At 62.6% G+C, this 15,583-nt stretch carries 13 protein-coding genes and 1 other RNA gene; 3 read left to right on the top strand and 11 right to left on the bottom strand.

Annotated features, from left to right (window positions below):
- Positions 1-17: 17 nt before the first annotated feature.
- The 8 genes from E4Q23_RS25240 to E4Q23_RS13680 form a co-directional block, all read right to left on the bottom strand.
- Positions 18-191 carry a hypothetical protein gene (locus E4Q23_RS25240; RefSeq protein ID WP_423753344.1) on the bottom strand — a complete coding sequence of 58 codons (174 nt, stop codon included), beginning with the start codon at positions 189-191 and terminating at the stop codon, positions 18-20.
- Positions 175-1,743, bottom strand: coding sequence for a DNA polymerase III subunit gamma/tau (gene dnaX, locus E4Q23_RS13710; RefSeq protein ID WP_423753343.1), 1,569 nt, complete (start codon positions 1,741-1,743; stop codon positions 175-177). Before dnaX ends, E4Q23_RS25240 begins: the two co-directional genes overlap by 17 nt.
- Positions 1,744-1,941: 198 nt before the next feature.
- An RNA gene (ffs, locus tag E4Q23_RS13705) (signal recognition particle sRNA small type) lies at positions 1,942-2,040 on the bottom strand.
- An 18-nt stretch (positions 2,041-2,058) separates the two neighbouring features.
- Entirely contained in the window at positions 2,059-2,340 is a 282-nt protein-coding gene (locus tag E4Q23_RS13700; RefSeq protein WP_169067152.1) for a hypothetical protein, read from the bottom strand.
- Between the two features lie 15 nt (positions 2,341-2,355).
- Positions 2,356-2,610 (bottom strand): sulfur carrier protein ThiS, encoded by a 255-nt coding sequence (gene thiS, locus E4Q23_RS13695; protein ID WP_169067177.1) that lies wholly within the window; start codon positions 2,608-2,610, stop codon positions 2,356-2,358.
- Positions 2,611-2,645: 35 nt separating this feature from the next.
- A complete protein-coding gene (locus tag E4Q23_RS13690; RefSeq protein WP_169067176.1) occupies positions 2,646-3,893 on the bottom strand; it encodes an FAD-dependent oxidoreductase in 1,248 nt (415 codons plus the stop codon).
- A gap of 4 nt (positions 3,894-3,897) precedes the next feature.
- Positions 3,898-5,745 carry an aldehyde ferredoxin oxidoreductase family protein gene (locus E4Q23_RS13685; protein ID WP_169067151.1) on the bottom strand — a complete coding sequence of 616 codons (1,848 nt, stop codon included), beginning with the start codon at positions 5,743-5,745 and terminating at the stop codon, positions 3,898-3,900.
- A 12-nt stretch (positions 5,746-5,757) separates the two neighbouring features.
- On the bottom strand, positions 5,758-6,231 hold the full coding sequence (locus tag E4Q23_RS13680; RefSeq protein WP_169067150.1) for a 4Fe-4S dicluster domain-containing protein: 474 nt from the start codon (positions 6,229-6,231) through the stop codon (positions 5,758-5,760).
- A gap of 369 nt (positions 6,232-6,600) precedes the next feature.
- Between E4Q23_RS13680 and E4Q23_RS13675 the strand changes: the two genes are divergently transcribed.
- A complete protein-coding gene (locus E4Q23_RS13675; protein ID WP_169067149.1) occupies positions 6,601-7,884 on the top strand; it encodes a DUF3422 family protein in 1,284 nt (427 codons plus the stop codon).
- Positions 7,885-7,941: 57 nt separating this feature from the next.
- Entirely contained in the window at positions 7,942-8,982 is a 1,041-nt protein-coding gene (locus E4Q23_RS13670; protein ID WP_169067148.1) for a GSU2403 family nucleotidyltransferase fold protein, read from the top strand.
- A 435-nt stretch (positions 8,983-9,417) separates the two neighbouring features.
- On the opposite strand, the gene E4Q23_RS13665 is transcribed toward E4Q23_RS13670, so the two are convergent.
- The 3 genes from E4Q23_RS13665 to E4Q23_RS13655 all read right to left on the bottom strand — a co-directional run bounded on the left by E4Q23_RS13665 (position 9,418) and on the right by E4Q23_RS13655 (position 14,985).
- Positions 9,418-10,938 carry an NYN domain-containing protein gene (locus E4Q23_RS13665; protein WP_169067147.1) on the bottom strand — a complete coding sequence of 507 codons (1,521 nt, stop codon included), beginning with the start codon at positions 10,936-10,938 and terminating at the stop codon, positions 9,418-9,420.
- 61 nt (positions 10,939-10,999) lie between these two features.
- Positions 11,000-14,809, bottom strand: coding sequence for an anti-phage defense-associated sirtuin Dsr1 (gene dsr1, locus E4Q23_RS13660; protein ID WP_169067146.1), 3,810 nt, complete (start codon positions 14,807-14,809; stop codon positions 11,000-11,002).
- Between the two features lie 2 nt (positions 14,810-14,811).
- Entirely contained in the window at positions 14,812-14,985 is a 174-nt protein-coding gene (locus E4Q23_RS13655) for a hypothetical protein (protein WP_169067145.1), read from the bottom strand.
- A 471-nt stretch (positions 14,986-15,456) separates the two neighbouring features.
- Between E4Q23_RS13655 and E4Q23_RS13650 the strand changes: the two genes are divergently transcribed.
- Positions 15,457-15,583 (top strand): histidine phosphatase family protein (locus tag E4Q23_RS13650; protein WP_211203763.1); only part of this gene is annotated, 127 nt, incomplete at its 3' end.

Genomic DNA, 15,583 nt, shown 5'->3' with positions numbered 1-15,583 from the left:
GCTCTGGGGTAGGGGGTTTAAACGGGTTTTATGGAAGATTCGATCAGGGTGGCGTCGAACATCTCGATCACCTCGCGGACAAAGCCGTCCTGCTCCACCGCCGCGATTGCGCGATCCTGGCGCTGACGACGATCGCGCTGCACGCTCGCCGCCGGCGTCTCGCCAGTCGTGGCTTCAAGTTCGATCGCCAACTGCAAGGGACCGCCAAAAACGCTCGGCCAGTAACTGCTGCAGCTTGTCCTGTGCGGGCTTCATGAGCAGGTGGCGATGTGCTGGGGCGAGACGAAGGGCGATTCGCCCCGCCTGCAATTCGCGCAGTTCACAGTGCTGGGCCAGTTCGCGGGCCATCCCGCCGACGTTGAGTGTAGCCAGGATTTCGTGCCAGTCGCCGGTGGCTGCTGACGTGAGTGGCGGAGACAGCACGGCTGCCACGGCAGCTTTTGCGATCGGTGCAGCCGGCACAACGACCGCCCGCGCTTCGCTTGCTGCCGCCGGGGCTGGTCGGGCGACCGCAGCGGCGCTGGACGACAAGGCGGGCGACGCAGCGGGTGGCACGGCGCGCGATACCGACGCCGGCGAGGGGCTCGCTGGCGAACGCTCAGCGATGGTCGCCGCGTTCGCGCTCGCGCGCGGGTGAGCAGGGGAATCGTCACTGGCCAAGGCCGGGCGGAAAGCGTGCAGGCGCAACAGGGTCATGACAAAACCGGCCTGCTCGTCGGGCGCCAGAGGCAGTTCGCGGCGACCATGGATGGCAATCTGGTAGGCAAGCTGCACGAACTCGGGGTCGAGAGCGGCCGCCAGCTCCTCGAGGCGCAGACGCTCGGGCAAGTCCTCGGCAATCGCTTGCGGTGCCAGCTGGGCGATCTGCAGGCGAGTGAACAGGGCGGCCATTTCCTGAAGGGCGGCGTCGAAGGACAGGCTGCGGGCTGCCATCTCGTCGGCCACCCGCAACATCGCCGCGGCATCGCCGGCCAGCAAGGCGTCGACAATCGACAACAGGTGATCGAGATCAACGGCACCGAGCATCTCGCGCACCTGCACCTCCTCGACCTTGCCGGAACCATGCGCGATCGCCTGATCGAGCAGCGACAGCGCGTCACGCATACTGCCTGCGGCCGAGCGGGCCAGCAACTGCAGCGCTCCGGCTTCGGCGCTGATCGACTCGGCTTCGAGAACCTGCTTGAGGTGGCCGGCAATCAGCGGCTGCGTCATCTGCTTGAGGTTGAACTGCAGGCAGCGCGACAGAACGGTCACCGGAATTTTCTGGGGATCGGTAGTCGCCAGGATGAACTTGACGTGCTCCGGCGGCTCTTCGAGCGTCTTCAGCATGGCATTGAACGCCGAATTCGAGAGCATGTGCACTTCGTCGATGACATAGACCTTGAAGCGGCCACGGGTCGGCGCGTACACCGCATTCTCGAGCAGCTCGCGCATCTCGTCGACCTTGGTGTTTGTCGCCGCGTCCACTTCGAGCAGATCGACAAAACGCCCGCTGTCGATTTCCTGGCACGCCGAACAGATGCCGCAGGGCGTGGCGCTGACGCCAGTTTCACAATTGAGGGCCTTGGCCAGGATCCTGGCCAGCGTCGTCTTGCCGACGCCACGGGTACCGGTAAAAAGATACGCGTGGTGCAAGCGCTGGGAGGTCAGCGCGTGCGTCAGCGCCCGCACCACGTGCTCCTGGCCAACCAGGCTGGCAAAGCTTCGTGGGCGCCATTTGCGCGCCAGGACTTGGTAACTCATGAGCGGATTCTAGCAGATGGCACTGACGACTCCGGCAGCAGCAATGGACAGAAGCTGACGATTTGCGACCTGCAGAAACGGGGGCATGAGCGGAAGCTTGCGGAAGCTGGAAAGGCGGAAGAAGCCGAAAAAGCTGCAGAAGCGCCGGCGGAAGCAGCAACGAAAGACGCGGCAGAACAAGCGGCAGGCAGAAATGAAGGTGGCGAGCCTTACCCCCGGCACTCACATAAGACGGCTGTGGCTGCTTCCTTCCGGACCTGACCAGGTTGACCATCCTGCGATGCGGGGAGACCCGCCACGAAGAATGCTATCACATCAGCCGCCGCCACGTCGGAAATGGCGCTGAAAGTCGTCGATGAAAGCGGCCCGCTGTTCGGCACTGCCTCCCGAGAATTCGATCGCCACATCGAGACGCGGCAAGCGCAGGATGCCGACCTGCAGGGCCGGCAGAGGACGGCAGCGGATGTCGACGCTGCGCTCGCCCTGTTGCAGATGCCAACAGCCGTCGGCCGGCTGCTGCACCCGCCAGTCAGGTAGCAGCGGTTGTAGCTGGCGCTTGAACTCGGGCAGCGCCAGGGTCATGGCGAATTGCAGCACCAACGCTCCCGAGGCCTAACCGCCGGCGATCGGCGGCCAGATGGCCAGCACATCGCCGGCGATCAGCGCGCGCTCAGCACGCGCTGGCGGGGGAATGAACTCGCCATTGAGAAGCACCAGATGCACCAGACGCGGCGGCAGCGCCCAGGTGGCGATCAGCGCAGCGACGGTGGTCTGCTCGGGAACATCGATGGCGACCGCGTTTGTGCGCCGCGCGTCCGCGGGCAGGTAATCCGAAAGAAAAGCGTACAGCTTGAGGGTGATCGGCATGGGGGTGGGTATGGGCGTGGGTATGGCAATGGGCATTACTGCGTCGCCGCCAAACCCTTGGCGAGGTAGGCTTCACTGAGCAGCAGCGGGTTGGCCAGCAAACGCGCTTTCCATTCGCCAAGGCGAACCCGCCCCTGAATCAGGCCGCGCAGGACACCGATGTTCTCGCTGTGACCAATGCTGTTGGCGCCGACCAGTTGCTCGCCGTCGAAGACCAGCCGCAGGTAGCGGTACTCGGCTTCGTCGAGCAACTGCGCCGAGCTGCAACCGGGAAACTCCTGCCATTGCCCGAAGGAAGCGGAGATCAGGCCCATGGTGTCGAGGACGTTGAACACGAAGGTGCCGGGCAGGGCTGCCGACTGGCCGGCCATGTTCAGGGCGGCGATGCGCGCCTGCTCGACGGCGTCGGGCTGAATGGCATTGACGACGCGGCGACCGGTGCCGAACTCGACCGCTTCGGCGACATCGCCGGCGGCATAAATGCCGGCGACACTGGTCTGCATCGAATCATCGACAAGGATGCCGATATCGACGGCGACCCCGCTGCCGGCGAGGAAATCGACGTTCGGCTTGACGCCGGTGGCATTGATCAGCGCGTCAACCTCGACACATTCACCATCGTCGAGCGTGACTCGCAAGGCTTCGCCCGCCGGCTCGATGGAAACCACCCGCCGGCCGGTTTTAACCAGCACACCTTTTCCCGCGCACCAGCGACGAATCATCGCCCCGGCCACCTCGTCCATCATGCGCGGCACCATGCGCTCGCCCATTTCGACGACCGTCAGTTGCGGGCCGCGCGCGGCCAGCGACTCCAGGATGATGCAGCCGATGAAACCGGCGCCCATCTGCAGAACGCGCGCCCCCGGGGCAACCGCCGCGGCAATGCGGCGCGCATCGGCCAGGGTCCAGCACGACAGCACCTGCGGCAGGTCGATGCCGGGGATCGGCGGGCGTAGTGGATGCGCGCCGGTGGCGATCAACAGCTTGTCCCAGGCAAGCGTGCTGCCGTCGCTCAGGGTGACCGTCTGCTGCCCGGCGTCGAGTCCGGCAACGCGCCCGTGCAGCAACTGGATGCGCAAGCGCTCGAAGTGATCGGCATCCTTGCGCAGATAGGTGCCGGGCTCGCCAATCTTGCCGCTCAGCAGGTAGGGAATCGCCATCCGCGAGTAGGGCGGTTCCGCTTCGTCGCCGATCAGGGTGATTTCGGCCTGCGCATCGGCACGACGCAGCGTCTCGGCGGCAACGACCCCGGCCGGGCCGTTGCCGATGATCAGGTGCCTGATCACTTCACAGACCCAGGCGCGAGCGGGTGGCCGCCGTCGGCACGCCCTCGGCGGTCCAGCCGCGCAGGCTGTAGTACTCGGGAAGCATCTTGCCGATTTCGGCGACCATGCCTTTCGAACCACCGGTCTTGCACGGTTCATTGAGCAGCCGTGGCGGCAGGGTATCGTCCTTGCCGGTGATTCCCGCAGCGAGATTGAAGTCGCGTTCGAGATTCCAGATGCGCTCGCCCATCTGCAACAGCGAATCCTGCGACCAATCACCTTCACAGGCCGCCTGAATCTGCGGCTGGATGTCGTTCATGGTCCACGCGAAGGTGGTGAACACGCACAGGCCACTCGAATCGACGACCGCGGTCGCATCCTGGAACGCCTTCAGCATTTCCGGCTTGCCGGCGGTTTCCCTGGGGTCGGTCTTGACCGGGATGCCGAACACTTCGCTGGAAACCATATAGCCGCGCAGATGGCAGGCGCCGCGGTTCGAGGTCGCGTAGGCCAGCCCCATGCCCTGCAAGGCGCGTCCGTCGTAGGCCGGGAACTCCTGCCCCTTGACGGTCATCGACAGCTCGGGCTTGCCGTACCTGGCACACACCCGCTTCGACCCCTGCCCGAGGATTTTGCCGAAGCCTTCGCCACGCGCCGTCATTTCAGCCAGTTTGCACAGCGCTTCGGCGGAGCCGAAAGGCACCTCGAGGCCGATTTCTTCCTTGCTCAGGATGCCCAGGTCGTAAAGCTCCATGACCGCGCCGACGGTGGCCCCGAAGGAAATCGGGTCCATGCCGTCTTCGTTGCACAGCAGGTTGGCGAATTGCAGCGCTTCGAGATCATCGACGCCGTTGGCGCTACCGAGCGCCCAGGCGGCTTCGTACTCGAGACCGCCGTTGGCGCCCCAGTACTCGGGCCTGGTTTCCACGGAAAAATGGCTTTCGTCGATACGCGAAATCCGCCCACAGGCGATGGTGCAGCCAAAACACGCCTGATTGGTGACCAGATGCGCGCGGCCATCGCTGGCGCGTTTCTCGTGCATCGCTTCGGCGGAGATCTTGCGTGCGCCTTCGAACTCGACGTCACGATGGTTGCGCGTCGGCAAGGCGCCCATTTCGTTGATCACGTTCATCAGCACCTGCGTACCGTAGGTCGGCAGGCCCTGGCCGGTGACCGCGTTCTCGGCGAGCACTTTCTTGCCGGCGGTCGTTGCCGCCATGAACGCCTTGGCATCGGCGATGTTGCCAACACCACGCGTGCCACGCACGGCAATCGCCTTGAGATTCTTCGAGCCCATCACCGCACCGACGCCGGAGCGACCGGCGGCGCGATGCAAATCGTTGACGATGGCCGCGAAGAGAACCTGGTTTTCGCCTGCACGACCGATGCTCGAAACGCGTAGCAGGGGATCCTGGTGACGCTTCTTGAGGGTCGCCTCGGTCGACCAGACGGTCGTTCCCCAGAGATCGTCCGCCGGCAGCAGCTCGGCCAGATCGTTCTCGATGTGCAGATAGACCGGCGTCGGCGACCTGCCTTCGACGATGATCATGTCCCAGCCGGCGAACTTCAGCTCGGCCCCGAAGAAGCCGCCCGAGTTCGAACAGGCAATGACCCCGGTCAAGGGTCCCTTGGTGACCACCGAATAGCGGCCGCCGGTCGAGGCCATGGTTCCGGTCAGCGGACCGGTGGCGTAGATGATCTTGTTTTCGGGTGCCAGCGGATCGACCTTGGGGTCGATTTCACTGACCAGATACTTGCTGGCCAGCCCACGTTGGCCGAGGTACTGCGCCGCCCACTCCATGTTCAGCGCTTCGCTGACACAGCTGCCCTGGGTGAGGTTGATGCGAAGAATCTTGCGAGTCCATGCCATGGTCGTCTCTCCTCAAACCCGTGCCGCACTATCGGTCTTCTGCGCCCACTTGCGCATCCGCTCGAGGCCGGTCCAGTCACTGTCGATATAGGTGATGGCGTCCGTCGGACAGGCTTCGGCGCAGGCCGGGTCGCCGCCGCAGAGGTCGCACTTCTGGACCTTGCCGGTTTCGTGGCTGTAATTGATCGTGCCGAATGGACAGGCAATGGTGCACACCTTGCAGCCGACACAGACCGCGTCCAGCACCACTTTGGCGCCGGTCGTGACGTCGATCTTGATCGCCTCGACCGGACAGGCGTTGAGACACCAGGCTTCGGCGCACTGGGTGCAGGTGTAGGGAACCTTGCGACCTTCGTGGTGAAAATCGAAAACCTTGATCAATGACCGCGACGGGTTGAAAGCCCCGGTGTGCTCATACGAGCAGGCCATTTCACACTGCAGGCAACCGGTGCATTTGCCCGGGTCGATGTGCAAGGATTTCTGCATGACGTCTCCTCCATGAACAGATCAATGAGATTCTGCTGAACGACGCCGCAGTCCTCTCTTCCCGCTGCGACTGACTGATCACTATAGGCAATTGCCGACACTTGTAAAAGTTGCGCTGCAGCAAAGACAAGGCGGCGCGGATTGACAAGCTCGGCGAGCAACTGCTCAGCGCGCGGGCATTGCATGTGCGCCCGCAGCAACCGCATTCCGCAAATCCCACCACAGGCTGCTGCAGAAACCACGCTGACTGCCATCACTTTTTTGCTGCGTCGCAACATGGTAAGGTCAACGAACGCCGTCGCCAGACGTTAGAGTGAGCACTGGTGTAAATCCGCCATGCATCCCGCCACGAACAAACAAAGGACTCATGTGACGAAACCCGACAATCACCCGCTGCGCTTTGCGCTCAACTATGAGCTGCATGCCCGCCCCCCGGAAGCGCTGAGCATCCCCGAACAGGCCTCGTATCTCGCTCTGGCCACCGACCCAGAGAACAGGCAAGCCGAGTACGAAAGCATCGTCGAGCTATGCACGCGCTACGGCGTCACTGCGCCGGCACCGGAAGTTAATCACTTCAAGGTCGATCTGGGCACTTTCCGACTCAAGTGGGAGCGGCGCGCCGAGTGCAGCAGCTACACTTTCTTTCGCCAGGGCGAGTCCGGCGAGCCCTTCGCCCAGCCGGTAATAGCCAGCGTCCCCCGGGCCTGGCTCGACCAGCTGCCGGGGCAGGTGCTGGTGGCAGCGCACGTCGCGCTGCGCAAGGCACCGGCGGCAACGCCGGACAGCGAGGAACTGGCCAGCCTGTTTGACGGCAACCCACTCGTCGGCGGCCGCGTCGGCGACGGCGTCGCCAGCGTGCGCGCCGACTTCCGCATCCACGCAGACGGCTTCAGCCGCTTCCTGATCGACGACATCAGCCTCACCCCGCGCCAGGCGGGACGAATGGTGCAGCGCTTGCTGGAAGTGGAAACCTATCTGATGCGTGCTCTGCTCACCCTCCCGGTGGCCAGGGCCACCTTGCCGGTGCTGGCCGATGCTGACCGCCAGCTCTCGGCGCTGCTCAACGAGATGGTTGAGGTCAGAAGTGAGGACGAGCCCGCCCTCCTTGACCGGCTGACGCGGCTTGCCGCGGTCGTCGAGGGCACCATTTCGTCCACCCTGGGCCGGATTTGCGCGGCACGTGCCTACCAGGACCTGGTCGAACGCCGCCTTGCCGAACTGCGGGAAGTGCGTGTGGAAGGCGTGCAACCCATCGGCGAGTTTGTCGAACGCCGCCTGCGGCCGGCGATGAGCACCTGCGAAACAGTGGCCAGGCTCCAGGACAGCCTCTCGGAACGGATCAGTCGCGCCAGCGAAATGTTGCGTACGCGTGTCGACATCGCCTTGCAGCGGCAGAACCAGGCGCTGCTCAGCACCGCTGCGCACCGCGCAAAACTGCAGTTGCGTCTGCAGGAAACGGTGGAAGGATTGTCGGTGGCCGCGGTCAGCTACTACGTGGTCGGCCTGGTCGGTTATGCGGCCAAGGCCGTCAAGGCGGCAGGCGCGCCGGTCAATCCGGAAATCGTCACCGGGATCGCGATTCCGATCGTGGTCGTCGTTGCAGCGCTGGGCGTTCGGCACATACGCCAACTGGTGCAACGCGCGATCACTTGACGGGCGTTTTCTGTACCCACTACTCTTATGCGTTGACGGATACTCGGCAAACCTCCCATGCCCACACTGTACCGCACCCATCTACCCGCCCTGGCTCTGCTTTTCGCCGATTTGGAAAATCACGCCCGCGCGCAGTCCAGGGTGTTTGTCGGCACGGCCGGGAGCGTACTGGAGCGTAGCAATGCTGATGGGTTTCGCTTTTACGCCCACCAGTTCTACGACGGCGACGGCAAGAAGCGGGAGCGTTACCTCGCTGGCCCCGTTGGAAGCTCCGCAGCAGATTCGCTGGCCCAGGCTCTGCGGCTGGCCATCACCGACACCAAAGCCGCCACGATCTCACTGCGGCTTCTGGGGCGGGAAGGCTTTGCACTGGTCAATGCCAAGACCTACGCGACCCTGGCCAGCCTGTACAACCACGGCGTATTTCAGGCGGGAGGGGTACTCATCGGCTCGCATGCCTACGGCCTGCTCCTGAACCAGCTCGGTGTGGCTGGTACTCCCTATGCCACGGAAGACATAGACATTGCCCGGCGGGAGAAACTGGCCTTTCCCGCACTTCCAGAAGCCAGTTTCCTGGAGATGCTGCAGTCCACCGGGATTCCCTTCATCGAAGTACCGCAGCTGGATGCTCGGCAGCCGTCCACCTCGTTTAAGGAAAGGGGCAGAAGCCGTTTCCATGTGGATCTGCTGGTACCGTCCGCCGGGGAAGATTTTCAGGTGGTAGCGGTGCCTGAACTGCAAGCTCACGCCACGGCTTTGCCCTACCTGGGTTATCTTCTGGCCGATTCACAAATGAGTCTGTTGATGGCGAGGGAAGGCTGCTGCATGGTGCGCGTGCCCTTGCCCGAGCGCTTTGCCCTGCACAAGCTGATGGTGTCCCAGCTGCGCACAAATCGGGGGAGCCAGTCGGAAAAGGACCTTTTCCAGGCCGCGGTCCTTCTTGCCGTGCTTGGGGAAAAGCATCCCGGGGCCATCGAGGAGGCATGGCGACGAGTCCCCCTGTCCATCCTCGCTCGCCTGCGATCTGCCGTTGCCCAGATACGGCACCTGCTGGAGCCAGAGCACGTTCGCGCCTGGGAAGAGATCAACGCGGAATAGTCGCCGCTCAAGCAGTCGCCTCCCGCTCCTGTAGCTCCTTGCGCGCCCGTTACATGGCATTTTCCAGTCAATACGCCCGTTCGCGCTACGCCCGGTTCCAAAAATCTTCTGCGCGTAGTGACTCTCCAGCCTCGGCCGGATAGGATTACCCGCGCCGAGATGGAAGTTCGCCAAGGCCCTCGGGAGCGGGGCCAGGGGTGGGGGCGCCCGAAGGGCTCGGAGAGGCATCTGCCTCACCCGGGGCGCCTCCACACGAAAAGACCTAAACCCTCAAAGGAAGGCCGGCCAATGCTCGTGGCAACGACATCCTGCACGGCGATGAATTCGAGGCCGATCAGTGTGTGCTTGATTTGGCTTTGAGCGCGCTATGGACGGAATGACGTCATTGTCCGACTTCACTGCGTAGCTTTTCGGCCGCGCCACCACGCAAGCTTGCTACTGACCTTCCAGCCACCGTGTAATTGCGGCGTCGGTTCTCGCGTCGAGAAACATCTGCTCTCGCAGGCACAAGGACTGGACGTTGTTTGCGGTCATTCGGGCCAGCGAGTGGGCATCGTCCTCACCTCGCCCAAAGACGTGTCCATGCAACAGGAGCCCGCGCAAAATCCAGTTCACATCGAATCGGCTAACGCCATGGCCAACCTCACGAATTTGATCGCGCACTCGCTTGCCAGTCTCTTTCAAGTCGAAGGGCTGCTCGGCCACATCCTGGGCGATGTTTCTGAAGAGCGTCTGGTAGACGACAGGCGGCAGCAGCGGTATCCCGGACACTTCATGAACCTGCGTGGCGATCGGCAGCAGCTCCTGGTCGCACCCCCAATTCTGAGCGCTGGCGTTGAGGGACGTGCTACTCATCGCCGGCGCACTGATTCGTCGGCGAGAGTCGAATATGCAGCCGCCTCCTGCGCTCCAGTCGACTCGAAGGACGCCGAGGTGGAGCGTTTCCAGAAATTTTCTGAACGAGCTCTTGCCATTCCAGTCTGCCGCGATGGCGCCGTTCTGGGTGGTGATTAGGCTGGCGATTCGGCTGCATGGGACCGGCATTTCCGATTTGGCGACCTCTTCCTCGATGAGTCGAGTAATACGCGTCAGCTCGGTATCGATGGAAGCCTTCGGCACCGCTGTTGTGAGCGAAGGCGCGGTGTGGCGACGTGGGTCGTAGATGGTGCCACCGCCGGCGGTGGTGATCATCAGTGGCGTTAGATTCCACGACGCGAGCAGAGCCCGAAAGCTGCCGTGGCCAGCCCATGTTGAGGCGTCCATCCCGTCGACGGTGGAGAGAATCTTTGCGGCAAGCTTGGCCATAGCGACCGGCATCGGCGATTCCGTAACGGTTTGCTCGACGAGGATGCGTGCAGCAGCAGCGAGCGCACGGTCGTCGACCGTGCGGGTCGCGGGCGCAGCCGGAAGTTCAGGCGATGGAGATTCGTCGTCGTCCTTGAAACCGAGCGCATGGCGAACGAAATTGTCCTGATCAATGAGCAGGTCGGCCGACGCCCGGTAGGCTGCCGAAGGAAATCCGATCGCCAACACCGTCGTGCGCCGGTCCCAGCGGCGGAGCTTGCGCAGCACCGGGGTGAAGTCAGCGTCCGCTGAAAACACGATGAACTCGTCGTAGTGGACCTCGTGCTGCAACAGATCGACGATGTCGAGCACCATGTGGATGTCCGTGCTTGTCTTTCCCTCGCTCGTCAGGGCGGGACAGTCGATGATCTGGAAGCCGGCCAGGTTGAAGGAGGGTCGGAAGCGTTGATACGCCTGCGGATTGAGGTAACAGCGTCGCACGAGGACGCGGCGGCGCGCATTGACAGGGGAGTGGTCGGGCAATTCCAGAGCCTCGACGACCCAGTTCATCCATTTCAGCGGCTGGTGCGCAAAGCGGTCGGCGATGGCTTGGTCGAGCTTTCTCAGCCCGGAGTAAACGTTGTCAAAGTCGACGAATAGCGCGCTTTTCACGAGGGCAGGTCCTTACGATTGGTGTTGCTATTGCACACGGGGAGGCTCCCTCACACCGGTCTCATTGCTGCCCGTGACGCCGCGTAAACGCCATCAGCCGTTGATAGCGGGAGTCGTCGCTGGCCTCTGGCCAGGCTTTCGCTATCGTATCCAGGCAATGGTGAAGCCCACCTGGTGCCCAAGCTTGGTCGGCGATGATCGTATCGAGAAGCTGCAGGGAAGCTTGCGGGTGTTGGCCGCACAGGCCTGACTCGTGCAGAGGGTCAACGACATAGTCCGGGTACTCCAACGGCATCAACCACTCATGCAGGGTCTGCAGCGCTACAGGAAAGGCGGCATCGGAAGCTATGGCGAGGCATGCGAGTCGCTCCGCAATGTGCTCGGAGGCGAGTTCAAGAAACTTTGGCCAGATCCTATGCCAATAGGGTTTGATACGATTGTTCCAATGGCTTTCGCGCTGGTCGCCAGCGCCTTCGAGAGCGTTCACGAGCGCCTGTGCGGCCTCCTCCAAGCCCTCCTGCGGCAAATCGGCCGTAGCTTGGCGCAGTTCGTCCGTGGAGAAAACGTCTGCAAAGTCTAGTGCGGCATAGGTGAGGAGGTCCGCATACGCGCGACCATACTCACCGAACTCGCGGTAATGAAGGGCGGTATCGAGAAAGTCATTCTTTAAGGCGGCAAGCAGTGGCCGGTACAAGCGTGGCGACCAAAGGAAGCCTTCCCAAGTCGCGCGCGCTTCGATCACCGATCGCTGCCAGTTGAACAGGGGTAGCAGGCACCTTGTCGTCCAGTCCTGGTCCACCCGGAATAGCGCGATCACGTTAGCTGCGAGCAGAACGCGGGCGTGACGATACTGAGCCACCTCAGGATCGCAGAGCATGTCGAATAGCTGTGCCAGACCGTTTGGCAAACGCTGTCCATCCTCGGGTTGACGACTGAAGCAGTAAGCAAGCAAGGCTTGAGTGATGTGGCCCACTGGGTGATTGACGGCTCGCGTGACAAGTTCCTCTGTGGTCTCATCGTCCTCGTGATCCATCGCCAGAAAGCGGTGACAGAGCGCGAGGAAGACCGCTTCGTCCCGGTCAAGGATCTTTGCCACCGCCTTTAACCACCTAGTTCCGGCTTGGCCGACGACGAGCAGTGTGTCGTCGGGCATGCGTTGCAGAGTAGCTGCCAGGTACCGCCAGGAACGGCGCAGCAGCTTGCCCTCGCTCCAGGCTTCTAGCGCGTCACGCCAGCGCTTGGCAGGCCATGTATCCTCATGTGCGAGAGCGCACAAAGCGCACGCTGCGGTCGAAAGCTTGTCTCGGCAGATCTCGCTCCAGTCGTCCTCGTGCCAGCTGTTTGATGACGGTGGAAGCCGCAGACACTTCACTAAGTGGCGCCGCTGGCGTGGCAGCCTTTCGAATTGACGCCGATCTTCGTCGCCGGGATCTCCCGTGCCACTCATCCAGAACGAGAACTCGTCACTTTCATTTTTTGCAAGCTGCCAATCCGGGTGATCCAACGTCAAGGCTTCAAGTCGCGTCTTTGCGTCGCCATAGAGGACGCAGCCACCGAATGCCAGCTTGGCCAAGCGTAGCCATACCTTTCCATTCAGTAACAGCCGCGACGAATCAGAGTCGCTGCCCACCACCGCGCCGGGCGGTCCCGCCAAAATGCCTGCTTGCAGGCGGCCGAGTGGCTGCGCCTCTAGCTCGGCGCCTCGCAACACCAGCAGGCGCATCGTTTCGCGGTATGTCTCCGCGGACCATAACCAGCAAGCGTCGTCTTTCAGTAGCCACTCTACCCACTCGCCGTCGGTGGCCACGCCGTCATGAGTCGCGGCAAACAGAGCCAGGCGCTTAAAGGCTGGGTAGGGTTGTTCCCACCAATCTGCCGCCACGCGGTGGGCACGGGCGGGATCGCTTTCCAGTGTCTCAAGCCAGGCATCGCGCAGGATCTCGATCAGCGACACCCAACCACGGAAACCCCTGTTCTGCGCGTGCGGGCTAATCGAGGGCTGGCCGGCAAAGGATCGATCACGCCGGTCGTTCGCGTCACCCATTTCGCGCATCAGGTCCAGCGCGTCACGCAGCAGACCTTGAACGTCTGCCAGTAGCTGCGGCAGTGCTGCTCGCCAGGCTGGCGAGTGCGCCAGACGTTTTAGCGATGCGTGAACATGCTTGGTGGCTAAAACAATTTCCCAGTCGACCAGATCTCTTACCCGCTCCGGTCGGCCCGCAGGCGCAGGCGGTTCACCCCAAAGGAAGGGCTGACGCAGCGCTATCCGCGGTGCCAGCATTTCTCGCAAGTCCAGGCGCAAGCTGAGCGTGAGTCCGTCATGAGCTAAGCGCTTCTGCCAGCGCTGCAGGTCGAAGTGGTCCCCTGGGGACTTCGCGCGTCCGGAGAGGAGAAGGCGCCAAAGGGTTCGCATCATCGGGCTTGGGACGGCCTTCGGCGCATTGGTCAGGATACGTTGGAGTTCCTCGACATTCTCGTCGCGCTCAAGCCTGGCCAGTTCGCTCAAACGATCGTCGAGTGCCGAAGCGAAATGGCCGTTCAGTTGCCCGCCGTGCCTGGCAACCCACAATGCCAGCGCCGGATCGTCCAAATGGCGGGTCAACCATCGCCCCAACTGCATCATGACCTTATCGCAATGGCTAGCGAAACCGCTCCCATCGACCAGGGTCATCCTTGACGCATGCGTGTAGGGCGCCGGGCGGCACATCAAGTTAAAGGTCAGTTTGTCGTCACGCGTTGGCTGAGGTGCCACGCCGAAGCGGTCAAGGTCCGCGTGCCGGTAGCGCTCCTCACTCAGCGCTTCCAGCCAATCCAGTGACGGCGCCGGATCGAAGTCGGCGAAGCGTCTGGCAGGCTGGCCGGATTCATCGGACAGCGCCCAGAGCATTCGTCCGACGAAATCATCTTGCCGCGTGCTGGCCTGCGGCCGCGTCATCGCGTACTCAACGACGATACGCTCCTTGCCGAGCACACCGTCGCGATAGGTGTCGGCCCATGCCCTCAGAGTGCGATGCAGGGCTGAATGGTCAGTGCCGCCCGATAGCACTTCGTAGAGAATCGGCGTGACGCCTTTGGCTTTCCACTCGATCTTTTGCTGGTCTTCCTGGCCCGCCTGAGCGCCGTCGTAGTCGGCAAATGCATAGGCGTCGGGTGTCACCTCACCAAGCATGCGGTCTGCCGCGAGCGCATCCATCATGTAGCGCGGTACCGAGTCATTGATGCTGTAACCGACGAAGCACACGACGTAGTTGCGGAACAGCTCGCTGACGAAACGAGCGGCCCAGCGCTCGGTCAGGTAGGCCAGACCAAAATCGCCACTGGTCAGCACCAGGCGATTCAGTGCGTTCTCGTCCGGAGTCTTGGGGAGGAGCCCGTGCAAATAGACGATTCCGTTCCAGCGACTGTCTTTTGGGATCGGCAGCAAGGGTGCTGGATACGCCGGAATGACTGGCTGCGCGCGCGCGATGAGCCCCTCGAAAATGCGGTCGAAGTTGGTGGTAACGAGGCGGAGTGCGTTGTCGCGGTCGCGTGCAAGCTGGATCAGGGAGCGATGGTTGTCCATCGCTCCCTTGCGTCGCAGCTTCGGCTGCAGGACTTTCATCAGCGCCGTTCGCACCGCGCGTCGCTGCCCAGGAGTTCGCCGTTCAAGCAAATCCAGCGTGGCATCGTATTGCTGCCTAGAGTAAGCCTGTTCCTCAACGGCATTGCGCTGCGTTCCCAAGTCGGCATAGATTTCGTCGACCAGACCACGAAAACCTGGCAACCCCGCCGGATAGGAAATTCCAGCGCCACAGAAGAACACCACACGGCCTTTCTCGTGCGCCTGCAACAGCTGCTCGGGAACGTGGGGGCCGTGCTTGACGAACTGCATGATCAGCTCGGCGTGGGGAAGGCACGTGCCAAGGTGGCCGACCGCAGAACAGTGTTGGCTTTACGGATGGCTTTACGGATGGCGGTATGTTTGGCTTTGAGCGGGCCGAACCAAAGCAGCAGCCGGCCGAAGCCGTTCTGAATATTCAGAGGTGGCACGGGCACTTTGACTGTCATGCGTATTTTAAAGCTCCCGCGCCAGATAGCATCCGGAACCTTCCGGAGAGATGTCCCGCGCCTTAAGCGGTACTTTCTCTTTCAGCAGATGGTAGCGCACAAATGCCGAAGTCGTAAGTCCGGAAGCCGCTCGCAGGTGATTAAACGGTGCGAGCCGAAGGGTAGCGGGGCAGGCGATTTCCCAGCCAGTGACGACGATCAACGCTGGGGCGCGGCGTACAGATTTAAGGACAGCACGGCAACTGTGTCGCCGCTCCTCCTCTCCCCCAACCCCTCCCCCGCGAGGGGGGAGGGGAGCAGGCGGCGGGTGGGCGGGGGGCTTTTGATTTCTAGCGAGGTGCGGAGCGGTCCTTGCAAATGGCTTAGAATCTGCTTCTTGCGAATCTGGCTGAGCGAGGCTGCACGCTGGCGACGGCCGGATCGTCCCTCGGCCGATGGCGGTCGCCAACTCTGCTCGTGAATGAATATCTTATGGAAGCGACCCGCATCTGCCTTGTCCGTCATGGCGAAACATCCTGGAACGCGGAAAAGCGAATTCAGGGGAATATCGACGTTGGCCTGAATGAGGCGGGGCTGGCGCAGGCGGAGGCCGCTGCGC

This window comes from Candidatus Accumulibacter phosphatis (genome assembly GCF_012939955.1).
Taxonomy (GTDB): domain Bacteria; phylum Pseudomonadota; class Gammaproteobacteria; order Burkholderiales; family Rhodocyclaceae; genus Accumulibacter; species Accumulibacter delftensis.
The sequence above is the reverse complement of the archived record's forward strand: the minus strand, read 5'-3'. Positions and strand labels throughout refer to the sequence as shown.